This is a genomic window from Hoeflea sp. CAU 1731 (assembly GCF_039888615.1).
Taxonomy (GTDB): domain Bacteria; phylum Pseudomonadota; class Alphaproteobacteria; order Rhizobiales; family Rhizobiaceae; genus Flavimaribacter.
This window is the reverse complement of record NZ_JBDQQS010000001.1, coordinates 725083-749998: the sequence shown is the minus strand read 5'-3', so window position 1 is coordinate 749998 and position 24916 is coordinate 725083. Positions and strand designations below refer to the sequence as shown.

The window sequence follows — 24916 nt, the reverse complement described above, 5'->3', positions numbered from 1 at the left end:
TAGAATAGAACCCTATGCGTCGACCGGGATGGCATGTTGTTGCTTTTGCGGTTGGACGCCGCTTTCCTCGAAGAGCGTCACGAGATCGTCCATTGTAGACATATGGTCAAAGCGCGTCCTCACCTTTCTTTCGCCCCTTTGCGCCATCTCGTCGCGAAGCCCGGGATTTGAAATCAATTCCGCCATGGCGTCACGGAGACGCGCGACGTCGTCCGGTGGCGTCAGCAGCCCGTTGACGCCGTCTTCCACGAGTTCGACGATTCCCGACACTGGCGTGGAAACACAGGCAAGCCCCTGGCTCTGCGCCTCGATCAGCACATTTGGCAAGCCGTCGCGGTCCCCGTCGGCGGCGATCCTGCTCGGCAGAACGAAGAGATCGCTTTCACGGCAGGTTTCCAGAACGAATTCCTGCGGTTTGGCGCCGAGCATTTCGGCGCGGTCTCCAAGGCCGAGTTCTCTGATCTGCTGGGCCAGATTCTCCTGCAAAACGCCGCCGCCGATATGAGTCCAGCGCCAGTTGAGGTCCTCTGGCAATAGCGCAAGCGCAGCGATCAGGGTGTCCAGCCCTTTCTTCTCGACGGCTCTACCGACTGTCAGAATGCGAACCGGGTTATCGCCGGTTCCGTCCCGCGTGGACGCCGGTCGCTCGAAGGCGGGAAACCGATCCAGATCGAGACCGTGATAAACGAGATGTACGCGGCTGGGATCGTTCGCCAGTGACTGCAGATGCTTGTGTCCCACAGACGTGCAGGTGACGCACCAGTTCAGGTCATCGAGCTTTTCGCTCAGCTCCCAGTCCGGCGATGTCCAGATGTCCTTGGCATGGGCTGAACAGCTCCAGTCAAGCCCGACAATGGCGCCGCAATAGCGCGCAACGGAACACGGAGTATGGATGAAATGCGCATAGATCCATGCGGTCTGGGGTGTCAGTTCGCGCGCCATGACCAGTGCTTGACCAAACCGCCGTACGCGATTGCGCGTCGGATCGCGTACGAGGTCCTTCAAAAACAGACGGAACGCCTGCGAGAATCCTGGCCGCCGCAAACTGCTCACCAATCCCTTCAAGACGCGTACGGGATCTTCGTGCAGATATTCAGGAAGATAATTGACCGGAGCCTTGATTTCCGAGTGGATCGGGTGGCGCGCCTTGTCGGTCGGATGCCGAAGGGAAATCAGGTTGAGGCGAAAACCTGCGCGTTCAAGCGACAGCAGTTCCTGGGCAATGAAGGATTCGGAGAGGCGTGGATAGCCTTTCAGAACCACCGCAATGGTTTGCATCATCTCTCGGCCCTGGCGAGTTGGATGGATTGCTCGTCGCGGTCCTGCAGGATGGTTTCGACGGCGTCGCCGATGCGTTCGAGGCCATGTGCGTCGATACCGGCGCCAACCGGTTCGTCGTCGGCGATGAGCGCACGGATGGCGGCGGCAAAATCAAGCGGCCTCGAGGCGACAGCCTCCGGCGCCATACGGCACCAGCCGAGTTCGGCCGCCCGGCTCGCCCGGATGTATTGCTCAAGCCGCGGCGTCTGGCGCGGCACGAACAGCGCCTTCTTGTTGCGCGACACAACTTCGCAGAACGTGTTGTAACCACACATGCCGACGACCGCAGAAGCCCGGCGGATCAGCCCTTCTGGCTCCGAATCGAAATCGATCACATGCATCCGGCCCGTGCGTTGCGCCCGCGCGCGGATCGCGTGGGCCTCTTGCGGGTCCGCATAAGGCCCCAGAAGCAGTACCGCCGGCATCGTGATTTCCGCGTCCTGCTCGTAGGCGTCGACCACCGCATTCATCACGAAGTCGCCGTCGCCGCCGCCGCCAGCCGTCACCAGCAGATAGTCTTCAGGCAGTTCGGCGGGAAGCGCCGGCGCACCCGCCTGTCCGAGCGAGCGGTACAGAAAGCCGGTGAAGCTGCAGCTCGACAGAACGCTCTCCGGAAGACTCATCTCGCGCAAGGGATGGTGGAATCTCTCCGTACCGTAGATCCAGATATGGTCGTACAGCCCCTCGATGCGCTCGTAGATGCCCTTGCGCTCCCATTCCGAGCGCAGCAGAGCGGTATCGTCCAGCACGTCGCGCAGACCGAGCACAAGCGTCGCCCCGCAGGTCTTCAGATAGCCGAGCGCGGGCATCAGTTCGCCGCTGAGGCCAAGCGGCTCCTTGTCGGTGATGAAGATGTCGGCCGGACGGCGTTTGAGCGCCTCCATGATGGCGTGGCTGCGCGCCTCGATCACCTGTTCGTAAGTAAGCTGCGGGTCGGCCGGGCGGTAGCTGCCGTCCGGTTGCTTCTCGATCTGCGGGATCGGCGCGAAGTGAATGCGGTCATGGGCAGGAAACCGCGACGACAGATCCGATCCGGTGATGATCGTCGCATGCGCGCCGCAAAACCGCTCGACCAGCGTCATGGCGATCTTGCGGCTGCGCCGCAGATGCCCGAGGCCAAAGGTGTCATGGCTGTAAAGTACAATGTGGGGGGCGTCGTTCACAAAGGCCTACCTGTCACAACAATTGTCATTCTGGACCGGAAATCAATGTGGACGTCGCCACGCCGACCAATGATCACACATGATGCCTCTGTTCAATCCCGCCCTTGTTGCATGTTGATAAACCATTCCGCGGTTGTCGGCAAACGTGCAGGCAAGGAATCGGATGAATGAACAATGCCTGAGATCGATGAAATCTGTATGTCCGGTGAAACAGCGAAATCCATGCGAGGGAGCCAATGAATCCTCTGGTCAACAGGCTGATTTGACTTCATAGTATCGACGGATGATTTCGATCACGTAATAAATTTCCCTGCTGATCCAATGGCGCGCGGCTTTGGCGAGTTCTGACACTGTTAAAATGCGACAAGGCTTAGACACCGTTTCGGATTTCGGCGACCACAAGCCGGGCTTGCTGCCGACAGTGATCTGGCGGCTCGCCACCCACAAAATGATCGGGCAGCAACAGCGCAAGGTTATCCGCAAGCGGTTCGCACGTCGATTTCAGGGGCCTTTCGACGTCGAGGCGGAAGGCGTGCGTATGCGCGCATATCCGTTCGAGAACTATTGCGACCGCACGGTTGTCGGCAGAAAGGTCCTGCCGGAAATTCCCGAGCGTCGCCTGATCGCGTCGATAATCAAGCCGGGCATGGTCTTCGTCGATATCGGCGCGAATGTCGGCTCCTACAGCATGTTCGTTGCAAAAGCCTGCGGTGACCATGCGAGGATTCTTGCGTTCGAGCCACACCCGCGCACCTTCTCCAAACTGGTGTTCAATCTCGAAGCGAACGGTTTTCGCAGTGTAGAAGCGATCAATCGTGGAACCGGTCCGAAATCGCAGAGGCTGAAGCTGTACTCGAGCGGCGGTACCAATATCGGGACCGCATCCCTGCACTCGGACGCGATCGATGCGCGCGACCATGTGGAGATCAAGATCACGCCGCTATCCGAAGCGCTTGTCCTTCGCAACATCGACCGGGTGGATCTGTTGAAAATCGATGTGGAAGGTTATGAGGATCAGGCGCTGTTGCCGCTCATGGTTCCCGAACATAAATCCCTCTGGCCGAAAGCCATTCTGATCGAAACGGTGCTGCGCCGCCTCTGGAAAATCGACTGCGTCGAGCAACTCGAATCCCTCGGCTACAGGATCGCCGGCGCCACATCGGAAAACACCCTGCTGACCTTGTCAGCCGATGACCGAGAAGCTTGAATCCTGATTGATTTCGCGGTTGCGTGAAAACGCGCCGATTGAAATGTCCGCGTCGAGATAATCGAGGTGGAACTCAACCGGATCGCTGTCGTGATCATGTCCGCTCTCGCAGGCTTCAACCAGTTCGGCCATCATCTTGCCCGCGACCGGCGCGTTCTTGAACTGATTTCCGCTGGTGCCGATCGCCATGTAATAGCCTTTCAGATCGCTCTTGTCGTAGATCGGCATCCAGTCTTGGGTCACGTCGTAAAGGGCGACAACGCCTTTGGCGGCGCCCGGCAATTTCAGTGTCGGAATGCGCTGCGCAAGGCGCATGACCAATATGTTCCATTGCTCCGAGAAGTTCGTGTTGAAGTCGTCCGGATCGTCAACCCATTCCTTCTCGTCGCAGGCCGGATCTTCCGACCCGATCAGGATGTTGTTGCCTGTCTCAGGACGGCAATAGGTCGCGATATCGCTGTCGGAGTAGACGAAGCCGTCTTTCTCGAAATTCACGCCTTCGGGCGAAGGCACATGGGCGACTTCATGGCGCAACGCCCTCGTGCTCATCTTCATGCCATCGGCCACTCCGGCCAGCGCATTGATCCCGGACGAGTGCGGTCCGGCAACGTTGATAACGACCGGAGCGGTAATCGTCGCCCCGTCTTTCAGGACCACACCGCCGACGCGGCCATCCTTTGTAGTGATCTCGCATACTTCGCGGTTGAACAGGAACTTCGCGCCCATTGCTTCGGCCGCACGCTGCGCATTGTGAGCCGCCAGTTTAGGGTCGTTGACGTAGCCGCCGCGCGGAAAGAACACCGCGCCGTTGACCGCCTCGCCGGTCGGCGCGCCGAACCCTTCGTCCTCCGGGCGTTTCGCCGGCTCAAAACGGTGCACGTCTGCGTCCGGTAAGCGCGACGGAATATCCTGCGCGCTCAGGTCCTCGTACGGGCAGCCGATCCGATCCATCATCTCGCACACCCGAGCAAGATTGTGGTTGTGATCGGTCTTTATGACGAGGCAGCCGGTGTCGTGATAGCGGATGAGGCCCTGTTCGTCGCTTTCGCCAACGTAATCCGACCAGTTTTTCCAGTAGTGCCAGCCCTCATAGGCCAACGCACAGGATTCGAAGGTCGAATAGTAGGTGCGAATGATCGCGCAGGAACCGGAGGTGGACCCGTATCCGGCCTCGGGCAGCTTGTCGACCGACAAGGTGCGGCGTCCCTTGCGCGCAAGCTCCAGCGCCACGCAGGAGCCGATAACGCCCGCGCCAATGATTATGGCGTCATAGGATTCGCTGACCATGAAATTTTCCTTTCGGTGACTGATTTGGTCCTACACGTCGAGCGAAAACGGCGTCAAGCGGTTGTAAGCTGAGAAAGCGGCTGCGCCCTGTAACGGCTTTCAATCACCGCATAATCCTTTGGCCGCATTGGCGAGAAGCCCGTCAGCAGAAGATCGTCCCGGGTCTCTTCATCCAGTCCGGCCATGGCTTCCACCACGGCGTTGTGGATCCGGTCCGCCGATAAACGCCGGTCCCGTGCACAAATGTACGGCAGTCCGGGTGTGGGATCGGTTTTCTCTATGACCTTTACCATCCGCGCCGCAGGCTCATGACGCTGCGCCAGACGCCAGCTTACGGCGTCGATGCTTGCAATATCGGCCTTGCCGTCCGCCACGCTGCGGATAGAGGCGCGATGAGAACCAGTGCAGACCTGCTCCGCGACGGTTTCTGCGCCGCGTCCGTGTTTCCGCAACGTGTGTCCAAACGCCGAAAAGCCGGATTGCGAGAAGGCGTTGTTGTAGGCGAAGCGGAGATTGGCGAGGTCGTCCAACCTGGTTGCAGGGCAGTCCGCATGAACGACGATTACGCTATAGTAGCTGCCTGCGCCGCAGGCGATATCGTAAGCTGGCGCGCCGAGCAATTGCACCTTGTTCTTCAGGCCAAGCACGTAGGGCAGGCCGCAGGTCTGACCAATCACGAGACCCGGTGCGTTCCAGATTTCCGTTTCGCTCAGGGTTCTCTCAAGCCGTTCCGGCGCGGCAATACCGTATTCGGCCAGATTGACCCGGATGGCGCGCCAGAAACGATCGTTTGAACTTTGCAGTTCTGGCCAGTCATACATGGGTAAGGCGGCGATCGGGTCGCCGCCGCTCATTGGTCGCTTCCGCCTGCCAGCGGATAGGGCACTGGCTCCTTTCGCCGAAACGCGAACGTCCGGATGATCTCCATGTAGTTGCGATAGCTGTAGCCACGATTGAGTTTCAGGAACCGGTCGCGATGCCGCGCATAGAGCGACGGCAATTGATGCCAGGCCACAGACGGATAGGCGTGGTGGACTGCGTGCAGGTTGTTGTTCAGGAAGAGCAGGCTCAGCGGACCGCGGTCCTCTATGATGACCGAGCGTCCGAGATGGCTCTCTTCCGCCTGATGTTCGAGATAGGTCCGGATCATCAGGATGGACATGCCGAAATAGGCGGAGATGAAATAGAGCCATAGCGGCATGCCGGAAATCATATTCACTACGGCAAGCAGGAGCACCACGAGCGGGAGATGCAAGACCCAGGCGAAGATGACGTCGCGGTCGTTGCGAATGGCTGCCCGCCCGTCCGATATTGCGAGACGGATCAATGATATTGTCGGGCCGAACAGCATACGGCCCGCGAGCGTGTTGTTGAACTCGAAAGCCGCCTTCACGATACGCGGCAACTTGCTCCAGAAATTCTGCGCGAGATACCAGCTTTCCGGATCGTCGTAGGGATCGCAGATATTGGCGTTCTGATGGTGGTCGAGATGGGAGTCCTTGAACCGGAAATACGGGACATACAGTCCAATCGGCAGAACAACGACGGCGTCGTTGGCCGCTGAACCACGAAAAGGGTGTCCGTGAATGCACTCGTGCTGCAGCGATGAGTGCAGCGTGATGACCGGACAAAGCAAAAGCGCCGCCACAATCCATGGCAGTCCAAACGGGTTAACAAGAAAAAATAGCCATGCGGCGTAGCAAATAGTCAGAAGGCCGAGGGTGCGCCACTCGGATCGGTCTTTGAGAATCACCAGAATTTGTCCCCTTGTTTGCATCGCACAATGCGCCTGCAAACAAGAATAGACAATGTGAGAATAAGCGCATAAAAATGTTTATATGTAGAGCAATGTGGTAGTAATACATAAATGATATCAAATGCAGTGAAAACACAACAGGGCGATGAAACCCATGGCGACAAGCGCGATGTCGCGGCGATCTTCCGGGACCGCATGGCGCTCCTGTTGGCGCAGAAGGGTTTCAATCTCAGCCAGTTCGCCAAGTCGATCGGCATCGATCGCTCGGCGCTGAGCCAGTTTCTCGCGCCGGGCTCGACCCGTCTGCCCAGAGCCGAGACGCTGTGCGCGATAGCCCGCACCTGCGGTGTCTCACTTGACTGGCTGATGGGGTTGATCGCACGGGATTCACTCGACAGCGAAACCGTTGAGATGCTCGAAATCCAGCGCGTCAATCAGGAGTCCGGACGGCGCATCCTGTCCGAGTGGCACAAGGAGGCCATGGGCTACAAAATTCGATATGTCCCAAGTGAACTGCCTGACTTGCTCCGAACCGAGGCTGTGCGCAAATTCGAATTCAATCTCAAGAATCCGGACGAGCGGGAATCGCGCGAGCAGCAGGCAAAAGACCAGTTGACCTATTCGCGTCTTCCGGAAACCGACATGGAAGTCTGCATGCCGGTCCAGCGGCTCGAACAGTTCGCGAGCGGGCAGGGCATGTGGAATGGTCTGAGCGCGGAAGTCCGGCGCGAACAACTCATGCACATGGTCACGCTCATCGACGAACTCTATCCGACGTTTCGTCTGTTCCTCTATGACGGCCGTGAGGTCTATTCGGCGCCTTACACGCTGTTCGGGCCGTTGCGCGCGGCGCTTTATGTCGGCGACATGTTTCTGGTCGTCAATTCAAAGGACCATATTCGCGCGCTTACCTCGCATTTCGACCACCTGATCCGCATGGCGCGTTTCGGCCCCGATCGCGTCGCCGGCAAGGTTGTGGGGCTGGCCAAGACGCTTTGACGCGACGGCCTAGTCGCGAAGGTGATGCTGCACTCTGCGAACATGCCTCAGCGTATCGGTGATCATAGCTGTCATCAGCCCGAACATCAGGAATCCGGTTGCGCCTGTCATGCCGCCCAACAGCCGCAGTTCTTGAGGAACAACAACGTCGCCAAGGCCAAGCGTCGTATAGGCGACCAGGGAGTAATAAACAGCTTCTTCCAGCGTGCTGAAAACCGACATCATCCGAAAAACAAGCGCCCACAACCAGACCCCGAACGTCGTCATGCCCATCGTCGAAATCGCGACCAGCGAGACAACAACGAATGACCTGATATGCTGGTTGGGACCACGAAGCCACGGCTCCATTCTCAGGAGCAATTCATTAAGAGCCGACCACATGAACGCGCCTCCCAGCAAAGACACCAGTGTGATGACTGTTCCAAGCATCAATTGGCTCAACACGAGGTAACCATCCTTTCGCTGATAAACGCAACGCCACAGAAGTAACTGTATCAATCAGCTCGTATCGAGGTCGAGTTTTGAACGATACGAGCGGATGACTGCAGTTGCATTGATACTCCCAATGCAGGATTCTTAATTTTCTTTGCCATCTCCGTCAAAGGAGCGCGTCGCATATGGAATTGCGGCGGACCGAAAGTTGAGTCTAGATGAGCCTTGATCAAAAAGGATGGATGACCCGTGACCGGAAACACCGACAAGCAACTGCCTTTCTCCCTTGACGAATACGCTGTGCGCCTTGGAAGGGTTCGCAAGGCGATGGAAGAGGCGGGCATAGAGCTGCTTGTCGTCACCGATCCCTCCAACATGGCGTGGCTGACGGCCTATGACGGCTGGTCCTTCTACGTCCATCAATGCGTGCTGGTCACCCTGGACGACGATCCGGTCTGGTTTGGCCGCCTGCAAGACGGCAACGGCGCGAAGCGCACGGTCTACATGGATGACGCGCACATCCTGTCTTACCCCGATCATTATGTGCAGTCTCCGGTTCGCCACCCGATGGACGTGCTGTCGCAGATAATCACCGACAGGGGATGGTCGAGCCTGGTGATCGGCGTCGAGATGGACAATTACTACTTCTCTGCCGCCGCCTTCGCCGCCCTGTTGAAGGGCCTGCCGAATGCGGATTTCAAGGATGCGACAGGGCTTGTCAACTGGCAGCGCGCCGTCAAATCCGAACGGGAACTCGACTACATGCGCATCGCCGGCCGCATTGTGGAAAAGATGCACCAGCGCATCTGGGGCACGGTCAGGCCGGGTATTCGCAAATGCGATCTTGTTGCGGAAATCTACGATGCGTCCATTCGAGGCGTCGGTGAATTCGGCGGCGACTATCCGGCGATCGTGCCGCTCCTGCCGTCGGGCGAGGACGCGGCCGCCCCGCACCTGACTTGGGACGACAAGCCGATGCGGACGGGAGAGGGGACCTTCTTCGAAATCGCCGGCTGCTACCGTCGCTATCACTGCCCGCTATCCCGGACCGTGTTTCTTGGCAAGCCGACCCAGACCTTTCTCGACGCCGAGAAGGCCGTTCAGGAAGGGCTTGCAGCCGGTCTCGAAATGGCGAAACCCGGCAATCTTGCCGAAGATGTCGTCAACGCCTACTTCGCCATCTTGAAGAAGTACGGGATCGTGAAGGACAATCGCAGCGGCTATCCGATCGGTATTTCCTATCCGCCGGATTGGGGCGAGCGCACCTACAGCCTGCGGCCGGGCGACAAGACCGTGCTCCAGGAGAACATGACCTTCCATTTCATGACCGGGCTGTGGATGGATGATTGGGGTTTCGAGATCACTGAGAGCGTTGCGATCACGGACGGCGATCCAGAGTGTCTCGCCGATCTACCGCGAGAACTGGTCGTGAGAGACTAGAAATGCAGGCTGGCGATCTTTCCCTGGACGTGGCCGAAGCACAGCAGCGCGCGGTTGATATTCTCGATCAACTGGTTCGCTTCCCGACCCTGTCGGGCGAATCCAATCTCGATATGATTGCATTTGTCACCCGGTTTCTGGCGGATCACGGCGTCGTGTCGTCCATCTCGCATGACGAATCCGGACAGCGCGCCAATCTTTACGCGACGATCGGACCGGAGACCGACGGCGGCGTACTCCTCAACGGTCACACCGACGTCGTGCCCGTCGAAGGGCAGGAATGGTCGAGCGATCCCTTCGAACTACGCATCTCCGATGATCGTCTGTACGGGCGCGGAAGCGTCGATATGAAGGGGTTCCTGGCCTGCATGCTCGCCATGACGCCGGAATTCAAGGCGATGCCGCTTGCAAGGCCTGTCCATCTTTCGATGTGCTACGACGAGGAGAACGGCGGCTTTGGCGCGCCGGTGCTGGCCGGCGATATCGTGTCCAAATCCTGGCGCCCGTCCGTCGCCATCGTTGGCGAGCCCACGGAGATGCGCATGGTCGGGGCGCACAAGGGCGGGCTGGAACTCCGTACGGAAGTCACCGGGTTCGCCGCCCATGCCTGTGATCCCTCAAAGGGCGTGAACGCCATCATGATCGCGGCAGACATGATCGCCCATCTGCGGAAACTGGCGCATGATCTTTCAGGTCAAATCGATTCCGAAAGTCCATGCGATCCACCGCATGCCACCATCAACGTCGGCACGGTTCATGGCGGCGCCGCCCGTAATGTTGTGGCCGGCGATTGCGCCTTTGATTGGGAAATCCGTCCCACGCGCAGCGGTCAGGCGGAGATGTTGCTGGAAGAAATCAACAACCATTTCAGTGCGATACTGACGCCGGCCGGCGCTTCGTTCCAGACAACGATTGAAGCCGTCGTCCCGCCGTTGGTGTATGATCCCCAGTCGGCAGCAGCCCAGCTGGTGGGAAAACTGACCGGCATGAATTCCGTTGGAGCGGTGTCTTTCGGAACCGACGCCGGGCATTTTCAGGCCAATGGCATGTCGACTATCGTCTTCGGTCCGGGCTCCATCGATCAGGCGCACAAGCCGGATGAATTCATCGAACTCGAACAGATCAGGCAATGTCTGCGGTTTCTGCACAAGCTGGGCGGTGAACTGTCCGCCTGACCGGTCATCATTCGACCAAATTGCTTTGAGACCTTGCCCCCATAGTCGAAAGACCGGAATGGGCAATGGGCGGCTCGGCGTTATCCGGAATTATTGCGGAAAGACCTCTCAGGGGGCCAATCGATCAGAAAGGCTCGCCCGCGACCGGGGTCGCGGCGTCTCTTTTCGTGCACGCCCTCTTTTTCCTTCTGATCATTATGTTGCTGCCTCTTCCCAAGCCGTTGAACCCTCTGATTCCTGACGCCGTGCGGGTGACAGTTGTATCGAAGCTTCCCGCACTTCAGCAGCAACCGTTAAATGAGACGCCGCCCGAGGCTGCGCCTCCGCGTCCGTCAAAGCTGGCGTCAATAAATCCCGAACGGTTTCGGCCGCGCCCGCCTGAGACTTGGGCTCGAAAGGCGTCGGAGGAAAACAAGATGGTGCGCGCGACGCAGATTTTTGCCGGCGCGGTGCTCGCGACGCCGGAAGCCCGCCAGGCGCGGATGGCCTTGCCGACGCTTGTTGACGAAGACCGAAAGCTTCAACTCTGCGGACTGGAAGCGATGGAGCAGATCCATGTCTGGGACAACATGTTCCAGCCCGAGAGGCTCGTCGCCTACACTATGGAGGACGCCAGGATCAGCGGAACCAGCGTGATCGCCGACGGCGCGGCCTTTCGCAGCCGCAGCCGCTGGTACAATCTGCAATTTCGCTGCGAGGTGACGCCGGACATGCGCGACGTCGTCGCGTTTGAGTTTGCCGTCGGTGAACCGATTCCCTACGAGGACTGGCTCTTGCACAATCTGGCGGCCATTCACTGATGTAAAGAATCGGGAATAGCCCACCAAACCTGTAAATAAAGGATCACTTTAGCGGCGGGATCCTGAGCACCTGTCCCGGATAAATCTTGTCCGGATCGGACAGCATCGGTTTGTTGGCCTCGAAAATCGCATTGTATTTTGTTCCGTCGCCATAGGCCTTCTTTGCTACCGCCCAGAGCGTATCGCCCTTTTCAACGGTGTGGAAGGTCGAACCGTCAGCCGTGTCGTCCGTCTCGATATTTTCCTCGACCTTGGCTATTCCATCGATGTTTCCGGCGGCGAGGATAAGCTTTTCCTTTACTTCCTGAGACGGCGCCTTTCCGTTGATGACGACCTTGTCTCCTTCAACCTTCACGTCGAGATCGTCTTTCAGCCCTAGCATTCCGGCTTCCTTTGCGATGGCTTCGGAGGCGTCGTCATCGTCTGATCCCCAAAGTTTCTTGCCTGCATCTTTTACGAAATCAAAAATTCCCATGGTGTGTTTCCTCTCTTGAAGCCGGTTGGTCTCGCACGGCGATACTACAATTCGGAGACTATAGAAATATTGCAAGTAAAACAGTGTAAATGCCGAGTATGCGGCGTTTCGAGAGTCTGAGTTTTTCCTCAGATGTTATGAGAACAAAAACCGGGACTATTTGGAACCTGCGCGTTGCGAGACGGTTTATGCCTGATGCGTAACAAAAGCCTGAATTCTGATCATGTCCAGTAAGGCGCAAGGAGCCGCTCCGAGTGAAGCTCCCGTGACTGATCTTCTTGGCGCTTTGCATGAGCGCAGCGGTTCCAGCCGTCGGGTGTCGATTGCGGCAATCGTAGGGTACCTTGGAACCGATTCCCTGTCGGCGGTCATGCTTGTTCCTGCTCTTGTGGTTGTAACGCCTCTCAGCGGTGTTCCCGGCCTTTCTTCAGTCTGCGGAATTCTTATCGCTCTTGTCGCAGCTCAGCGCGTGATGGGAAAAAGTCACCTTTGGCTGCCACGCTGGATGCTGTCGCGTCGCATTGAACGCGAAAAGCTCGTCAATACGATCGCCTGGCTCGAAAAGCCCGCCTATTGGATAGACAAGCTGACACGACGACGATTATCACTTCTGGTTCACAAACCATTTTCGACCCTGATGACGCTGACATGTGTGCTGTGCGGTCTCGCCATGCCCATGTTGGAGCTTGTGCCATTCAGTTCGTCGATTCTCGGAAGCGCTGTCAGTCTTGTCGCAATTGCGTTGGTGGCGCGAGACGGTTTGGTCGGCTTTCTGGCCTTGATGATAATGGCAGGTCTCGCTGCAGTCACCAGCAGTGTTCTTTAACTCAGGCGGAAGCGGCCATCCGCTTCCGCCTGACAAGACGATACTATTCGGTCCAGACAAAGCGCCGTCTGGCTGATACGCCGAACATCACGTCGCCTCGTGCTATGGCGATGTCGCGATAGACATGCGCAGGCATGTCCAGCAGCGCTTCATTTTCCAAACGACTGCGATTTGCCGCCCTCAGCCTTCCCGGCAGTCCAAAGATGCGATTCCACATCGAACCGCTCCGGCTTTTCCCCGTTCCACGATCGATGAAAGTAGTCATTTCTCTGTGTCCTTCCCGCTCAAATGTTGATCGGTCAGCCTGCAATCTATGGGAGTTCTGCGCGAGCCTCTGTGAGAAATGATACAGTTCGGGAAATTGCCGCTATAGTCTGGATTGACCGAATGGTTGGTTAATTTATACTGGATGAATGGTATCGAACGGGAGGAAACGATGGGACTGATGCTGGTATCGAGCTTTGCGGCAGGGCAGTGGATTGCACCTTCCGGAACACCATCCAAGTTATATTCGGCCGCAAACGGCCAGATCATCGGCGAGGCTGGCAGTGACAGTCTTGATTTCCAGCAAATGCTGGATTTCGCGCGGGACAGGGGCGGTCCGGCGCTCAGAAAGATGACCTTTCATGATCGCGCGCGCATGCTGAAGGCCCTTGCGCTTTATCTCAACGAGCGCCGTGACGGGCTTTATGCGCTGTCTCACATGACCGGGGCGACTTTGCCCGACAGCCGCATCGATATCGACGGCGGTATCGGCACGCTGCTGGTCTATGCGTCGAAGGGCAGGCGTGAAATGCCTGATGATCAGGTCTATGTCGATGGAGAAACCGAAATGCTGTCGCGGGAGGGAACGTTTCTCGGGCGACATGTCTGCACCCCTTTGACCGGCGCCGCGATCCACATAAACGCATTCAATTTTCCGGTCTGGGGCATGCTTGAAAAGCTGGCGCCCACATTGCTCGCCGGGGTGCCGGCAATCGTCAAACCGGCGACGGCCACCTGCTGGCTGACCGAGGCCTGTTTCAAGCTGATGGTCGAAAGCGACGTGTTGCCGGAAGGGGCGGTCCAGTTGATATCTGGCCGGACGGGCGATCTGCTCGACCGGCTCGACAGCCGGGACATCGTCAGCTTTACCGGATCCGCAGCGACGGCGTTGTCTCTGCGGTCCAAGGAAAATATCCTCGCAAACTCCGTGCGATTCACGGCCGAGCAGGACAGTCTCAATGCCTCAGTGCTTGGAGTTGACATCGAACCCGGCTCGCCGGATTTTGATATTTTCATCAAGGAAGCGGCGAACGAGATTACCACCAAAGCCGGCCAGAAATGCACGGCGATAAGGCGGATCATCGCGCCTGCGTCGCGGATTGATGCTGTTGTGGAAGCCCTGTCAAAGCGGCTTGAGGCCGTCACCATCGGCGATCCCACGCTCAAGGAATCAAGAATGGGAGCGCTCGCTTCTGCGGCGCAAAAACGCGATACGCTTGAAAACGCCGCGCGGATCGGCGCGGAGTGCGAGCGCGTCTTCGGTGACGAAGAGGCGCCGGAACTGACAGGCGTCGGTGTCGAGTATGGCTACTACCTCAAGCCCATACTTTTCGTCTGCAATGATCCGGACGCCGCCAAGGCGGTTCATGAGGTCGAAGCCTTTGGCCCCGTGTCAACCGTCATGGGATATCGCGACGCCGAGCACGCCATCGAGCTGGCGAACCGCGGCGGCGGGTCACTGGTGGCCTCTGTAGTCACGCGCGATCCACAGACGGCGCGGGAATTCGTCCTCGGTGCGGGGGCCTCCCACGGCCGGATCTATTTCAACAACGGGGATTCCGCGAAGGAAGCGACAGGTCACGGTTCGCCATTGCCGCACATGGTTCATGGCGGTCCGGGCAGGGCCGGCGGCGGCGAGGAACTTGGCGGCGTGCGCGGAGTCATGCATTACATGCAGCGCACCGCAATACAGGCGAGCCCTGATCTGATGACCGGGATCACGGGTAACTGGGACCGGGGCTCGAAGGAAGTCGCCGGACCGGCGCATCCCTTTACCCGAAGCTTTGGCGAACTCCAGATCGGCGAGACTATCCACACCCTGTCGCGGGAAGTCACGCTGGAGGATATCGAGCACTTTGCAAGTTTCACCGGCGATACGTTCTATGCGCATATGGATGAGGAGGCGGCGAAGGCGAACCCGTTCTTTCCCGGCCGCGTCGCGCACGGATATCTGCTGTTGAGTTTCGCCGCCGGCCTCTTTGTGGAGCCAAATCCCGGTCCGGTGTTGGCGAATACAGGGTTGAACAGCCTGAGTTTCCAAAAGCCTGTCAGTCCGGGCGATGCGATATCGGTTCGTCTCACCGTCAAGCGAAAGACGCCGCGCAATGACGAGTATGGAGAAGTAGCCTGGGATGTTGTGCTGACCAATCAGGACGGCGAGCAGGTGGCGGAGTACGAATTGCTGACGATGGTTTCCCTCTGAATTTGCGTTGTCAACGGCGCCGGCGTCGCTGATACTGCAGTCATGTGCGCACAGTCATCCGAAATGCATGAAGGCGGATGCTTCTGCGGGGCGATCCGTTACAGCACACTCGGCAAGCCGGATCGCGTTTCCATGTGTTCCTGCGAATGGTGCAGGAAGCGAACAAATAGCGCTTTCGGAATTTCAGTCTATTTCCCGGAGGACCAGATCGCAGTCTTTGGAGGAAGCTGGAAGACCTTCCGGTTGACGTCCAACGCCAGGCGTTGGCTTGAAACCCGGTTTTGTGGACATTGCGGCGTTGCCGGAGGCACATTCGACAATCCAAAATTCTGGTATACGCCCGAACGATACGGTTTCGTTCGCTCCAAGCCGAACTGGCTGGAGGTTCAGGACGGTCTACACGTTTTTCAGGCAATGCCCGGAACGCCGAATGAGTGATATGGACGGCTCAGCCGCCGAAGGGACCGAGCAACATCAGTGATTGCGGACCATAGACGGTCGCCCATTCATCCATGATTTCTCTGAGTAGAGGCAGGTTCCAGCCGGCTTCAGCCCAAAGCGGTGGGTTGAACTCCACATCGGTTTGCCATCTGCGCATCGCGGCGTGGGCGGCTTCGGGAGCGTTGATGTTGGACAGGTTGGCGATCAATACGAGAGCCTTTGTCGAACCCTTCGCAGAAGCCGGAGACCAGGCAAGGAGGAACGGGCCGCGTCCATCGATTTCAATTCCGGTCAGTTCGGCTTCGTAAATCGCCTGGTCAGCCATTGTCGCGCCATAGTTCAGCACGGCGGTTTCGCATTTTTGGACGTCATTCATTCTGGAAAGGGCATCCGTATCCACAGAAGCAGAAACCGGCCAGACCATCGCCATGCGAGGCGCCGACGCCGGCAGGCCTCGCACGGGCTCATGCTTTGCGCTCTCGACATAGGCCGCACAGAATTGCGCCAGCCGCTCGGGGTCTCGTCTTGTTGTGTCCAGAGGAAACGCCACCATTCCGTAAGCGGCAAAGCGATCATCCGGACTGGATCCGGGTTTCATGTAGACACGCGCCGAATGGGCTGGAACGACTATGGTTTCCCGACTGGAAAGGACTTCTTCCTTTTCCTGCGTAGCGATTTTTTTCGTCACACGGCCGGTTCGCTTGTCGACGACCGTCGTCTTCACGACTGTGTCGGTGCGTTCCAGAATTCCTTCCGTTTCGGCGAGAACGCCTGTGCCGGTGTCGGCGACGACAGTGTCGAAGTCTTCCTCGGTCGTGGTCGTTTCCTCGACACGTTCGACAATTGCCTCCGGCGTTTCGACGATTTCGACGGTGGAGTCCGTCTTGCCCGGCGTTTTGGTTACGCGCACGGCTTCGACAATTTCTTCGGAGGCAGGCTCCTCAGGCGCTTTCTCCACGGCCATCTCGGTAACGACCGTTTCGGACGGCTTGGCGGGTTCTTCCACAGAGTCGGAGCCCGCGACGGTCGTTGTCGTTGACTGAGCCTCGACCTCGACTTCAGGTTCAGCGCCGGCCGCCAGTGCAGCCTTCGAGCCTTCATCCTGGGTTGCAGGCGTTTTCGTTGATGCGATTGTTGAAGGCGCCGTCATTACGGGCGGCGCGGATTGTGCGGTCGTTGCGGAATTGTGTGTGGTGCAGCCGTGTAAAACGACGCTTCCAGCCAGAAGCAATGCGGTCGTCAAAAGATGCTTTGAACCATGCGCCACTGGACCGTCCCTCGGTTGTATCCAAGTGTTTGTGCATTCCGTCTTTGCTATAGTATGGCAAGTTTAGCGTTTCTGCAATCGAGGAGAAAACAGGACAATGAACACCGCCACAATCCGTTCACTGGCATGCCTGACATTTGCGACCGTTTGGACAACGCTATCAGTGTCTGGCGCATCGCTTGCTGCAAGTTTCGACTGTTCGAAAGCGGCGGCGCCGGATGAAAAGGCCATCTGCGCCAACCCGGACCTTTCGGCGTTCGATTCCGAAATGGCTGGATTATATTACGGCTACAAGGCCTTGCCGCTGCTTATGGGCGCCAGCGGCATTCGGCGGGACGAGGCGGAGGCCTTCCTGAAACAACGGTCCGACTGCGGTTCGGACGTCTCCTGCCTGCGTTCGGCCTACACCCAACGCATCAGCGCTCTGAAATCAGATATCACCGAAGGTGTGAAGAACTATTGCGTCGGAAACTGACCGGAATTCATTTCTTGTCTTCATCCAGCAAATCGCCTGCGCGGAGATAGTCTGACTGCGCCTTTTCCGTCTCGCCGATTTTTTCATAGGCCGCAGCGCGGTTCAGAATGGTCTGGTAGTCGTCGGGCTCCAATTCGAGGGCGCGATTGTAGTCTTCAATCGCCAGGGCGAATTCCTGGCCATCGAAATAGGCGTTGCCGCGATAGGTGTAGGCTAGTTGGTAATCCGGCGCGAGGGCGATCGCCTGCGTGAGGTCGCTGATCGCCTTCTGGTCGGATTTCTCGATCCGGTGAGACCAGCCCCGCATGAAATAGACGTGGGCGGTGTTTTCGCCCAGAGAGATGGCCTTGTCGAAGGTTTCGACCGCCTGCCGCACATTCTGAGCGTCGAACTCGACAAGGCCGAGAATGTAGTAGGCGCCGGAAACAGTCGGGTCGAGTTCCAGCACTTTTTCGACATCAGTCCGGGCGCGATCGTAGTCGCCCGTATCGTGATAGGCGCTGGCGCGCTCCAGATATGACTCGGCGTGGTCGTCCCTGACGGCAATCGCCGAAGTATAGTATTCGATGGCCTTTTCGTAACGGGCTTGCGCATGCAGAACATTGCCCTGAGCCACGAGATAGTCAGGATCATCCGGCTGCAAAAGGGCGCCTTTGGCGAAGTCTGCGAACGCCAGCGCATAGCGGCCGGCGCGATAGTGGATGTATCCGCGGTTGAACATGGCGCTCGACAAGGCGGGTTCGAGCCTGATTGCCGTGTTGTAGTCGTCGAGGGCAGCTTCGTCGTCGCCCAGTTCGGCGTGAATGAAGGCGCGTCGGAAGTAGTATCGGGACTGCTTCTCATCGAGCGCGAGCGCCTTGTCTATATCTGAAAGCGCGGCGCGCACGTCTCCCGCGCTGTCCAGCAATTCAGCACGGTAGAAAAACGCCTCGTGGTAGTTTTCGTCGTGCTGGACGGTCCTGCTAAAATGCTCGATGGCATTCTCCAAATCGCCGGCGTCCTTGTACAGAAGGCCGCGATTGAAGTAGGCGGTTGCGTAGTCCGGGTCGATCCGGATAGCCGCGTCGTAATCAATGGCCGCCAAATCCTGCAAGCCGGTGCGTTCATAGGTGACGCCGCGATTATTGTGGTAGGAGGCGATAGGCTCCAGGCCAATCGCCCGGTCATAGGCCGCAATTGCGAGGCGGTATTCTTCAACTTCGCCATAGGCGTCGCCGAGTTTCGCCAGGCAGGAATGGTTTTCAGGTTCCAGATCAACGGCTTGCTTGTATGATTTGGCAGCCTCGTCGAAGCGTTCCATCCCGAACATCAGATCGGCGAAACTTTCCCGGTAATAGGAGACCTCCGGTTCGATCTCGGACGCCTTCTTGAGATCGATCATCGCCTGCATGTCGTCGCCGAGTTCGTGATGCGCCCAGCCGCGACTGTCATAGGCGGCGGCGAATTTCGGGTAGAGGCGAATGGCCTCGTTGTAATCTGGAATGGCCTTGCTGTAATCCTCGGAGAAGAAACGGGCCTCTCCAAGCCGAAAATACACGTCTGCGTCATGCGGATCGATCGCGGCCGCGAGTGTAAAGTCGGCTATCGCTTTCGGATACACTTCCAGGGAATAATGCGCCAGGCCACGATGGTAGAGAGCAAAAAAATAGCGTTCATTGTCCTCGAGCGCCTTGTCGAAGTCTTCGATCGCCTGACGATAGTGCCCGCGATCCAGCCGATATTTGCCACGGCGGGCGAATTCATACGGGGTCTTTGGCGCGATCAGAAAGGCTTCGTCGCCACGCTCGCGCTCCATGCGGTCGATCTCGCGGCTTGAGGGCGACTCCGCGAACCATAACCGGCTTTCCGCGTCGCCGGGCGGGGCGGTGAAGAAAAACGCTGACAGAAAGCCGAGAACCAGAGGTGTCATGCCGATGCAATTGCAATTGAAGTCTGTCCGCAATTGAACCGCAGTAGACGATCCGTTTCAACTGCAAATACGCGCGTCGCCGCTGCGTCTCGCCTGATGGGCGCCCACGACGCATAAATTATGCCGGCCGCGGCGATTGCAGCGGCATGACAATGCGGCTAGTGCAGTGAATCTATTCGGGATTTGAATGCGAAATGGATCTGAGACGCACGTTAACTGTCATCTTAATTCTGCTGGCGGGTTTCTATGCCGGCGGGCAGTTGGGAAAGATCGCGCCAGTGGTGCTGTTGCTGAGGGAGCAGCATGGCTATTCGCTGACCTATCTGGGCTGGCTCACATCGCTGATCGGCCTGTTCGTGGCGGTCGCTGCGCTCCCGGTCGCCTTTGCCATTCGTCATTACGGCGTACGTCTGTCTCTGAACGCCGGCACGCTGCTGTTGTTTGTCGGCGCGGTTTTCCTGTGGCCAACCACGGACCAGTTCCTGGCGCTCTTCGCGCGTGGCATTGAGGCGGTTGGCTATGTGCTGGTCGTGATAGCGGCGCCGGCGGTTCTGAACGACATCGCGCCTGAACGGTTGAAGGCGCCGGCCCTGGCGATTTGGGGCGGCTTCGTTCCAATCGGTTATGCGCTGGCGAACTATCAGGCTGCGGCGGTGCTTCCAGGATTTGGACTGTCCGGTTTCTATCTCAGCATGGCGCTTGGCTATGGTCTGTTTGGCGTGCTCTCCGGTATTTTAGTGTCCACGCTGCCCCGCGCGCAACCATTCGCGCCTGCCGCCAAAACGACACAAGCCATGGGCGGGCTGCCTGCGCGGGCCTACTGGTTGGCCGGCGCATTCGGGTTTTATGTTGTTGCGTCCTTGCCGCTGTTCACCTTTCTTCCGACCTATGTCGGCTTGCTTGACGACAGGCTGGCGCTTTCGGCGGCGGCAATCGCGCTCTTCGTGCCCGTGGGCAATATCGGGACAGGCTTTCTTGTCGCAGGTCGCCTGCGCAACCATACGGCCAGCCTCACAATGTTTGCGCTTGTCGCGCTCGCCCTGGGAACGGCAGCGATATTTCTTCTCGATGCGCCCTCGGTGAAACTTGCCGGCGCAATTCTGTTTTCCCTTGCAAGCGGCGTCGTGGGCTCGGCGGTTTTCGCGACGCTTCCAGCGATCGTTCGCGACGGGCAGTCTGCCTCCATCGCAATGGGCGCGATCGCGCAGACCGGTGGCGTCGGTACGGTGATCGGCCCGCCGATCGCCGGTTTCGTTATCGAGGCCTACGGCTGGTCAGGCCTGAGCGTCTATGTCGTCATTGTCTGCATACTGGGCGTCGTTTGCGCCTGGAAGGCGGTCGAACAACGGCATGAGCTCCCTGTCGGAAGCAATTCCTGACGCGCAATATGCCAGTCGCCCTAATGTGGCTACGACTGGTTTCGCATAAAATTTGTGCAGCATGATAACAGCTGCGGCGTTTCTAGGCGCCGTCGCCGTCTTTCATCTCAAGAATTGCGATTTTCCGGCTCGATCGCGAATTGGCATGGAACCTGCATTATTCAGGTCGAGTAGAAGCGGTCAGGATTAACGGCAGTCCGGGACATTGCTCGGCATAAACATTGCGGAACAGGTGTCCAATGCCGTCTTCTATTTCACCAAGTAAAACTCTCCCAAGACTGCCGGGCAGGCGCATTGAGCGCCTGCCCGGTGCTTTGGCGATGATGAAACGCCAGCAGTCACGAAAGGTAGTTCCATGCTGAAACACTCAATGAAACTTTTAACCGGAGCAGCCTTGGCGACAGTGCTGCAAGTCTCCTGCGCCAGCGCGGCTGACAAGGTCGTTTACCAGCTCGACTGGTTGCCCGGCGGCGACAAGGCTCCGATCTATGTCTGCATCCAGAATGGCTTCTGTGAAGAGGAAGGCATCGAAGTCTCTATCGAGCCCGGCAAGGGATCGACCGAGGCTATTACCAAGATGGCGACCAGAACCTCCGACATCGGCACAGCCGGCATCAGCGCCTTGATGGCCGCCAAGGCCAACGAAGACGTGCCGGTGACGGCCGTCATGTCCTATTTCAACAAGGGACCGCACGCTTTCTTCGCCACGAAGGATTCCGGCATCGCAGAAGTCGCCGACGTCAAGGGCAAGCAAGTCGCGACGTCTCCCTTCACGTCCTCGAACGTGTTCCTGCCGCTGGTGCTGGACGACGTCGGACTGACGGAAGGCGACATTACGCTCACCAAGGCCGATCCGGCGGCGCTCGGTCCGATGCTGATGACCGGCAGCTCCGACGTTGTCATCGCCTGGCTCACAAACGTGACCGTGTTCACCAACCAGGCCAAGGAAGCGGGCAAGGAACTTGTCGTTCTGCCGTGGTCGGCCGCCGGTCTCGATCTCTACGAGGCAAGCGTCATTGCGTCCGACAAGTTTCTGACTGAACGTCCGGACGTCGCGAAGCGATTCCTCAAGGCCTACAAGAAGTCCATCGAATTCACCCGAGACAATCCGGAAGAAGCGGCCAAAGCCGTAACCGCCATGATCCCGGAAATGTCGACGGCAGATGTCGCCGGCGGCATCAAGGACGCTTTTGTGCTGGTCTTCAATGATGTGACGGACACGGACGGATTTGGCGTGTTCGAGCCTGGCCGTCTTCAGGCGACCTGGGAACGCGTTTCGGCGTCGCAGGGTCTTGAGCCGGGCGCGCTCGATCCGGAATCCATTGTCGACCGCAGCTACATGCCGGAGAGCTGAGAGTGACATTGCCTGAAATACCTGCCCTCGAATTCGACGATGTAGGGCAGGTATTCGACACGGCCTCGGGCCAGCTGGAAGCCCTCAGGGGCGTCAGCATGAAAGTGAACCGCCACGAATTCGTGGCGGTTCTCGGCCCCTCCGGCTGTGGCAAGTCGACCCTGTTGCGCCTGACGTCGGGACTGATTGCGCCAACCTCGGGAACAGTCCGGGTTTTCGGCAAGGAAGTGAACGACCCGCGCGACGACGTTGGGATCGTCTTCCAGAAGCCGACGCTGCTGCCCTGGGCCAATGTCGAGGACAATGTTGTCTTTCCGATCCGCCACAAGACAGGGCGCGTCAGGCCGGAACACCGGGAGACCGCGCGCGAATTGTTGCGCAAGGTCGGCCTCGAAGGCTTCGAGAAGCGTCTGCCTTCCGAGCTTTCCGGCGGCATGCAACAGCGCGTCGGCATCGCACGCGCCATGCTGCTCAATCCCGATATTCTTCTGATGGACGAGCCCTTTTCGGCGCTCGATGCTCTGACTCGAGAAGAGATGGGTTTCGAACTCCTCGATATCTGGCAGGCGCAACCCAAAACCGTGATGTTCATCACCCATTCGATTTCGGAAGCAGCGCTGCTCGCCGACCGGGTTTTGGTGATGAGCGAGCGACCCGGACATTTCATCGCGGATTTCGAAGTGCCGCTTCCGCGACCACGTAGCGTCGAAACAAGCACGCGCAAGGAAATGCATGAATTCGCAGCCCAGCTCCGCAGCCTCCTCCTCAAGCGCGCAGCCTGAGAATAAGCAGGCAGGAAACCCGTTGAAGGCGATCCTCGCACTGCCCATCCTGAGGCCAATCGCGACCTTCGCCGCTATCCTTTTCATATGGGAACTATCGACGATCGTATTCGAGATTCCGTCGTTCCTGCTGCCGGCGCCGACGCGTATCATCACAGGGTTCGACGCCGTCGAGTTTTCCCGCTGGATTGAACACATATGGGCAACCCTGCGGGTTGCGCTCTATGGCTACATCACGGCGATCGTTATCGCCCTTCCGCTGGCGATCGTGCTGTCGCGCTCCAAGGTCGTGTCGGACTGTCTTTATCCGCTGCTTGTCGTGATCCAGTCGACGCCGGTCGTCGCCGTCGCGCCCATCATCATCGTCGTGCTTGGATCGGGCGATGCGCCGCGCATCGTGATCACGTTCCTGATCACCTTCTTTCCGCTTGTCGTTTCCATGACGACCGGATTGATGGCGACGCCCCCGGAGCTGATAGAACTGTCGCGCAGCCTTCGCGCGCCGGTGTCGCGTGAACTCAGCCAGATCCGCATTCCCTACGCGATTCCCTACATCTTCTCCGGATTGAAGATCTCCATTACACTGTCGATCATCGGCGCCGTGGTGGCGGAGTTCGTGGCGGCGGAAAAGGGCATCGGGTACTTCATCCAGTTCTCGACATCCTATTTCAAGATACCGCAGGCATGGGCCGGACTGTTCCTTCTGGTGCTGATATCTCTGCTTCTGTTCCAGATCATTTCGGCAATCCAGAAGCAGTTTTTCCCCTGGAGCCTGCCGAAGGATAACAACTGACGAAAGGAGACCGCAAAAGGCCAAACGGCCAGCAACGACTGTCAATGGCAACGGAGTAGAAGCAGTCAACGTCACACGACGTGGTCATTGCTCCATGGGAAACACGGGATTACCCGTATTGGAGAATCAAATGAACACAACTGTATCCGAAAAGAACTACAGCCTCGACGAGCTGAACAAGGAAACGACGTTCGGCGGCGCGGGCTCGGAAAAGATTCGCGACATTCCCCGCATCGACCTGTCGGATTTTGACGCCCGAAAGACCGAAATCGCCGATGCGCTCTGGTCGGCGTCGACCGACATCGGCTTTTTCCAGCTTGTCAATCACGGCGTTCCCCAGGAGCTGATCGGCGGCGCCTTCGAGGCTTCGGAAGCCTTCTTTTCGCTTCCGGAAAAGGTCAAGGCGCGCTTTCCGCTGCTGTCCGGCACGAACGCTGGCTGGGAATACAAGGCGCAAGTGCGCCCGTCGACCGGCACTGCGGATCAGAAAGAATCCTACCAGATCACGCTTCCGCGGATGACCGAGCTGTGGCCAAGTGAAGAGGAACTGGCCGGCTTCAAGACCACAATGCTCGGCTTTGAACGGGCAAACTGGGAACTCGGCATGCGGGTTCTATCCTGCTTCGCTTTGAAGCTCGGTTTCGTCGAAGACTTCTTCACCGAGCGTCACGATCCGGTGTCCCCGGAATACCAAAGCACGCTGCGCCTTCTGCACTATCTCGAGCTGGTCAACGCCAAGCCGGACGACTTCACGTCCTTCTGGCGCGCCGGCGCCCACACGGATTTCGACTGCCTGACGCTGTTGCATCAGCGGCCGGGGCAGGGCGGTTTGCAGCTATGTCCGGGCAAGGAATCTAGCGAACTCGCCTGGACGGACGTTCCGCCGCTGCCTGGCGTCGTCACCTGCAATATCGGCGACATGCTGATGCGCTGGAGCGACGACAAGCTGCAATCGACCCTCCATCGGGTGCGGATGCCAAAGCCTGAAGAGTCGCGCGGATCGCGCTATTCCATGGCCTTCTTCTGTCAGGCCAACAAGGACGCGATCATCGAAGGGCCGGAAAAGCACTACGCGCCGATCACGGCGCACGACTATCTCCAGCAACGCATCGCCGCGAACTTCGCGAAGTAACGTTTCTGAGAAAACAGCCCCGCCTTCTTACCGAAGG

General features: G+C 58.3%; 24 protein-coding genes. 14 read left to right on the top strand and 10 right to left on the bottom strand.

Going from position 1 to position 24916, the window contains the following annotated elements; genetic code table 11:
- Nucleotides 1-12 precede the first annotated feature (12 nt).
- A complete protein-coding gene (locus AAFN47_RS03590; protein WP_499807830.1) occupies nucleotides 13-1281 on the bottom strand; it encodes a glycosyltransferase in 1269 nt (422 codons plus the stop codon).
- A complete protein-coding gene (locus AAFN47_RS03585) occupies nucleotides 1278-2483 on the bottom strand; it encodes a glycosyltransferase family protein (protein WP_499807829.1) in 1206 nt (401 codons plus the stop codon). The genes AAFN47_RS03590 and AAFN47_RS03585 overlap by 4 nt, the downstream gene beginning before the upstream one ends.
- Nucleotides 2484-2841: 358 nt before the next feature.
- Between AAFN47_RS03585 and AAFN47_RS03580 the strand changes: the two genes are divergently transcribed.
- Nucleotides 2842-3690, top strand: coding sequence for an FkbM family methyltransferase (locus AAFN47_RS03580; protein WP_499807828.1), 849 nt, complete (start codon nucleotides 2842-2844; stop codon nucleotides 3688-3690).
- Here AAFN47_RS03580 and AAFN47_RS03575 read toward each other — a convergent pair.
- Genes AAFN47_RS03575 through AAFN47_RS03565 form a run of 3 tightly spaced genes read right to left on the bottom strand, consistent with a single transcriptional unit; the run spans nucleotide 3667 to nucleotide 6730 of the window.
- Entirely contained in the window at nucleotides 3667-4977 is a 1311-nt protein-coding gene (locus AAFN47_RS03575; RefSeq protein WP_499807827.1) for an NAD(P)/FAD-dependent oxidoreductase, read from the bottom strand. The two genes, AAFN47_RS03580 and AAFN47_RS03575, sit on opposite strands and share 24 nt — an antisense overlap.
- 53 nt (nucleotides 4978-5030) lie before the next feature.
- On the bottom strand, nucleotides 5031-5831 hold the full coding sequence (locus AAFN47_RS03570; protein WP_499807826.1) for a phosphate/phosphite/phosphonate ABC transporter substrate-binding protein: 801 nt from the start codon (nucleotides 5829-5831) through the stop codon (nucleotides 5031-5033).
- Complete coding sequence (locus tag AAFN47_RS03565; RefSeq protein ID WP_499807825.1) at nucleotides 5828-6730, bottom strand: fatty acid desaturase; 903 nt, start codon at nucleotides 6728-6730, stop codon at nucleotides 5828-5830. Before AAFN47_RS03565 ends, AAFN47_RS03570 begins: the two co-directional genes overlap by 4 nt.
- A 129-nt stretch (nucleotides 6731-6859) precedes the next feature.
- Between AAFN47_RS03565 and AAFN47_RS03560 the strand changes: the two genes are divergently transcribed.
- Complete coding sequence (locus tag AAFN47_RS03560) at nucleotides 6860-7732, top strand: helix-turn-helix domain-containing protein (protein WP_499807824.1); 873 nt, start codon at nucleotides 6860-6862, stop codon at nucleotides 7730-7732.
- Nucleotides 7733-7741: 9 nt separating this feature from the next.
- Here AAFN47_RS03560 and AAFN47_RS03555 read toward each other — a convergent pair whose 3' ends face one another.
- Nucleotides 7742-8161, bottom strand: coding sequence for an ion channel (locus tag AAFN47_RS03555; protein WP_499807823.1), 420 nt, complete (start codon nucleotides 8159-8161; stop codon nucleotides 7742-7744).
- Nucleotides 8162-8413: 252 nt separating this feature from the next.
- On the opposite strand from AAFN47_RS03555, the gene doeA reads away from it, so the two are divergent.
- The 3 genes from doeA (at nucleotide 8414) to AAFN47_RS03540 (ending at nucleotide 11579) form a co-directional block, all read left to right on the top strand.
- Nucleotides 8414-9604 (top strand): ectoine hydrolase DoeA, encoded by a 1191-nt coding sequence (gene doeA / locus AAFN47_RS03550; RefSeq protein ID WP_499807822.1) that lies wholly within the window; start codon nucleotides 8414-8416, stop codon nucleotides 9602-9604.
- Between the two features lie 2 nt (nucleotides 9605-9606).
- Nucleotides 9607-10779, top strand: a complete 1173-nt coding sequence (argE, locus tag AAFN47_RS03545) for an acetylornithine deacetylase (protein WP_499807821.1) — start codon at nucleotides 9607-9609, stop codon at nucleotides 10777-10779.
- 416 nt (nucleotides 10780-11195) lie between these two features.
- On the top strand, nucleotides 11196-11579 hold the full coding sequence (locus tag AAFN47_RS03540) for a DUF930 domain-containing protein (RefSeq protein WP_499807820.1): 384 nt from the start codon (nucleotides 11196-11198) through the stop codon (nucleotides 11577-11579).
- A 43-nt stretch (nucleotides 11580-11622) separates the two neighbouring features.
- On the opposite strand, the gene lysM is transcribed toward AAFN47_RS03540, so the two are convergent.
- Nucleotides 11623-12054, bottom strand: a complete 432-nt coding sequence (lysM, locus tag AAFN47_RS03535) for a peptidoglycan-binding protein LysM (protein ID WP_499807819.1) — start codon at nucleotides 12052-12054, stop codon at nucleotides 11623-11625.
- 265 nt (nucleotides 12055-12319) lie between these two features.
- Here lysM and AAFN47_RS03530 point away from each other — a divergent pair, with 265 nt between their 5' ends.
- Nucleotides 12320-12880, top strand: coding sequence for an exopolysaccharide biosynthesis protein (locus tag AAFN47_RS03530; RefSeq protein WP_499807818.1), 561 nt, complete (start codon nucleotides 12320-12322; stop codon nucleotides 12878-12880).
- Nucleotides 12881-12923: 43 nt separating this feature from the next.
- On the opposite strand, the gene AAFN47_RS03525 is transcribed toward AAFN47_RS03530, so the two are convergent.
- On the bottom strand, nucleotides 12924-13145 hold the full coding sequence (locus tag AAFN47_RS03525) for a hypothetical protein (RefSeq protein ID WP_499807817.1): 222 nt from the start codon (nucleotides 13143-13145) through the stop codon (nucleotides 12924-12926).
- A 171-nt stretch (nucleotides 13146-13316) separates the two neighbouring features.
- Here AAFN47_RS03525 and paaZ point away from each other — a divergent pair, with 171 nt between their 5' ends.
- Together paaZ and AAFN47_RS03515 are read left to right on the top strand one after the other, a co-directional pair.
- Nucleotides 13317-15347 carry a phenylacetic acid degradation bifunctional protein PaaZ gene (gene paaZ, locus AAFN47_RS03520; protein WP_499807816.1) on the top strand — a complete coding sequence of 677 codons (2031 nt, stop codon included), beginning with the start codon at nucleotides 13317-13319 and terminating at the stop codon, nucleotides 15345-15347.
- A gap of 42 nt (nucleotides 15348-15389) precedes the next feature.
- Complete coding sequence (locus tag AAFN47_RS03515; protein ID WP_499807815.1) at nucleotides 15390-15785, top strand: GFA family protein; 396 nt, start codon at nucleotides 15390-15392, stop codon at nucleotides 15783-15785.
- Nucleotides 15786-15795: 10 nt separating this feature from the next.
- Here the strand turns inward: AAFN47_RS03515 and AAFN47_RS03510 are convergent, their stop codons facing one another.
- Entirely contained in the window at nucleotides 15796-17055 is a 1260-nt protein-coding gene (locus AAFN47_RS03510; protein ID WP_499807814.1) for a hypothetical protein, read from the bottom strand.
- A gap of 97 nt (nucleotides 17056-17152) precedes the next feature.
- On the opposite strand from AAFN47_RS03510, the gene AAFN47_RS03505 reads away from it, so the two are divergent.
- Complete coding sequence (locus AAFN47_RS03505; RefSeq protein WP_499807813.1) at nucleotides 17153-17530, top strand: lysozyme inhibitor LprI family protein; 378 nt, start codon at nucleotides 17153-17155, stop codon at nucleotides 17528-17530.
- A 7-nt stretch (nucleotides 17531-17537) separates the two neighbouring features.
- Here the strand turns inward: AAFN47_RS03505 and AAFN47_RS03500 are convergent, their stop codons facing one another.
- Entirely contained in the window at nucleotides 17538-19439 is a 1902-nt protein-coding gene (locus AAFN47_RS03500; protein ID WP_499807812.1) for a tetratricopeptide repeat protein, read from the bottom strand.
- A 194-nt stretch (nucleotides 19440-19633) separates the two neighbouring features.
- Between AAFN47_RS03500 and AAFN47_RS03495 the strand changes: the two genes are divergently transcribed.
- The 5 genes from AAFN47_RS03495 (at nucleotide 19634) to AAFN47_RS03475 (ending at nucleotide 24879) form a co-directional block, all read left to right on the top strand.
- Nucleotides 19634-20818, top strand: a complete 1185-nt coding sequence (locus AAFN47_RS03495; RefSeq protein ID WP_499807811.1) for an MFS transporter — start codon at nucleotides 19634-19636, stop codon at nucleotides 20816-20818.
- A 370-nt stretch (nucleotides 20819-21188) separates the two neighbouring features.
- Complete coding sequence (locus AAFN47_RS03490) at nucleotides 21189-22172, top strand: ABC transporter substrate-binding protein (RefSeq protein ID WP_499807810.1); 984 nt, start codon at nucleotides 21189-21191, stop codon at nucleotides 22170-22172.
- A gap of 2 nt (nucleotides 22173-22174) precedes the next feature.
- Nucleotides 22175-22954, top strand: coding sequence for an ABC transporter ATP-binding protein (locus tag AAFN47_RS03485; protein ID WP_499807809.1), 780 nt, complete (start codon nucleotides 22175-22177; stop codon nucleotides 22952-22954).
- Entirely contained in the window at nucleotides 22905-23747 is an 843-nt protein-coding gene (locus tag AAFN47_RS03480; RefSeq protein WP_499807808.1) for an ABC transporter permease, read from the top strand. Before AAFN47_RS03485 ends, AAFN47_RS03480 begins: the two co-directional genes overlap by 50 nt.
- A 130-nt stretch (nucleotides 23748-23877) precedes the next feature.
- Nucleotides 23878-24879: an isopenicillin N synthase family dioxygenase gene (locus AAFN47_RS03475; RefSeq protein WP_499807807.1), complete on the top strand. Its 1002-nt coding sequence runs from the start codon at nucleotides 23878-23880 to the stop codon at nucleotides 24877-24879.
- Nucleotides 24880-24916 lie beyond the last annotated feature (37 nt).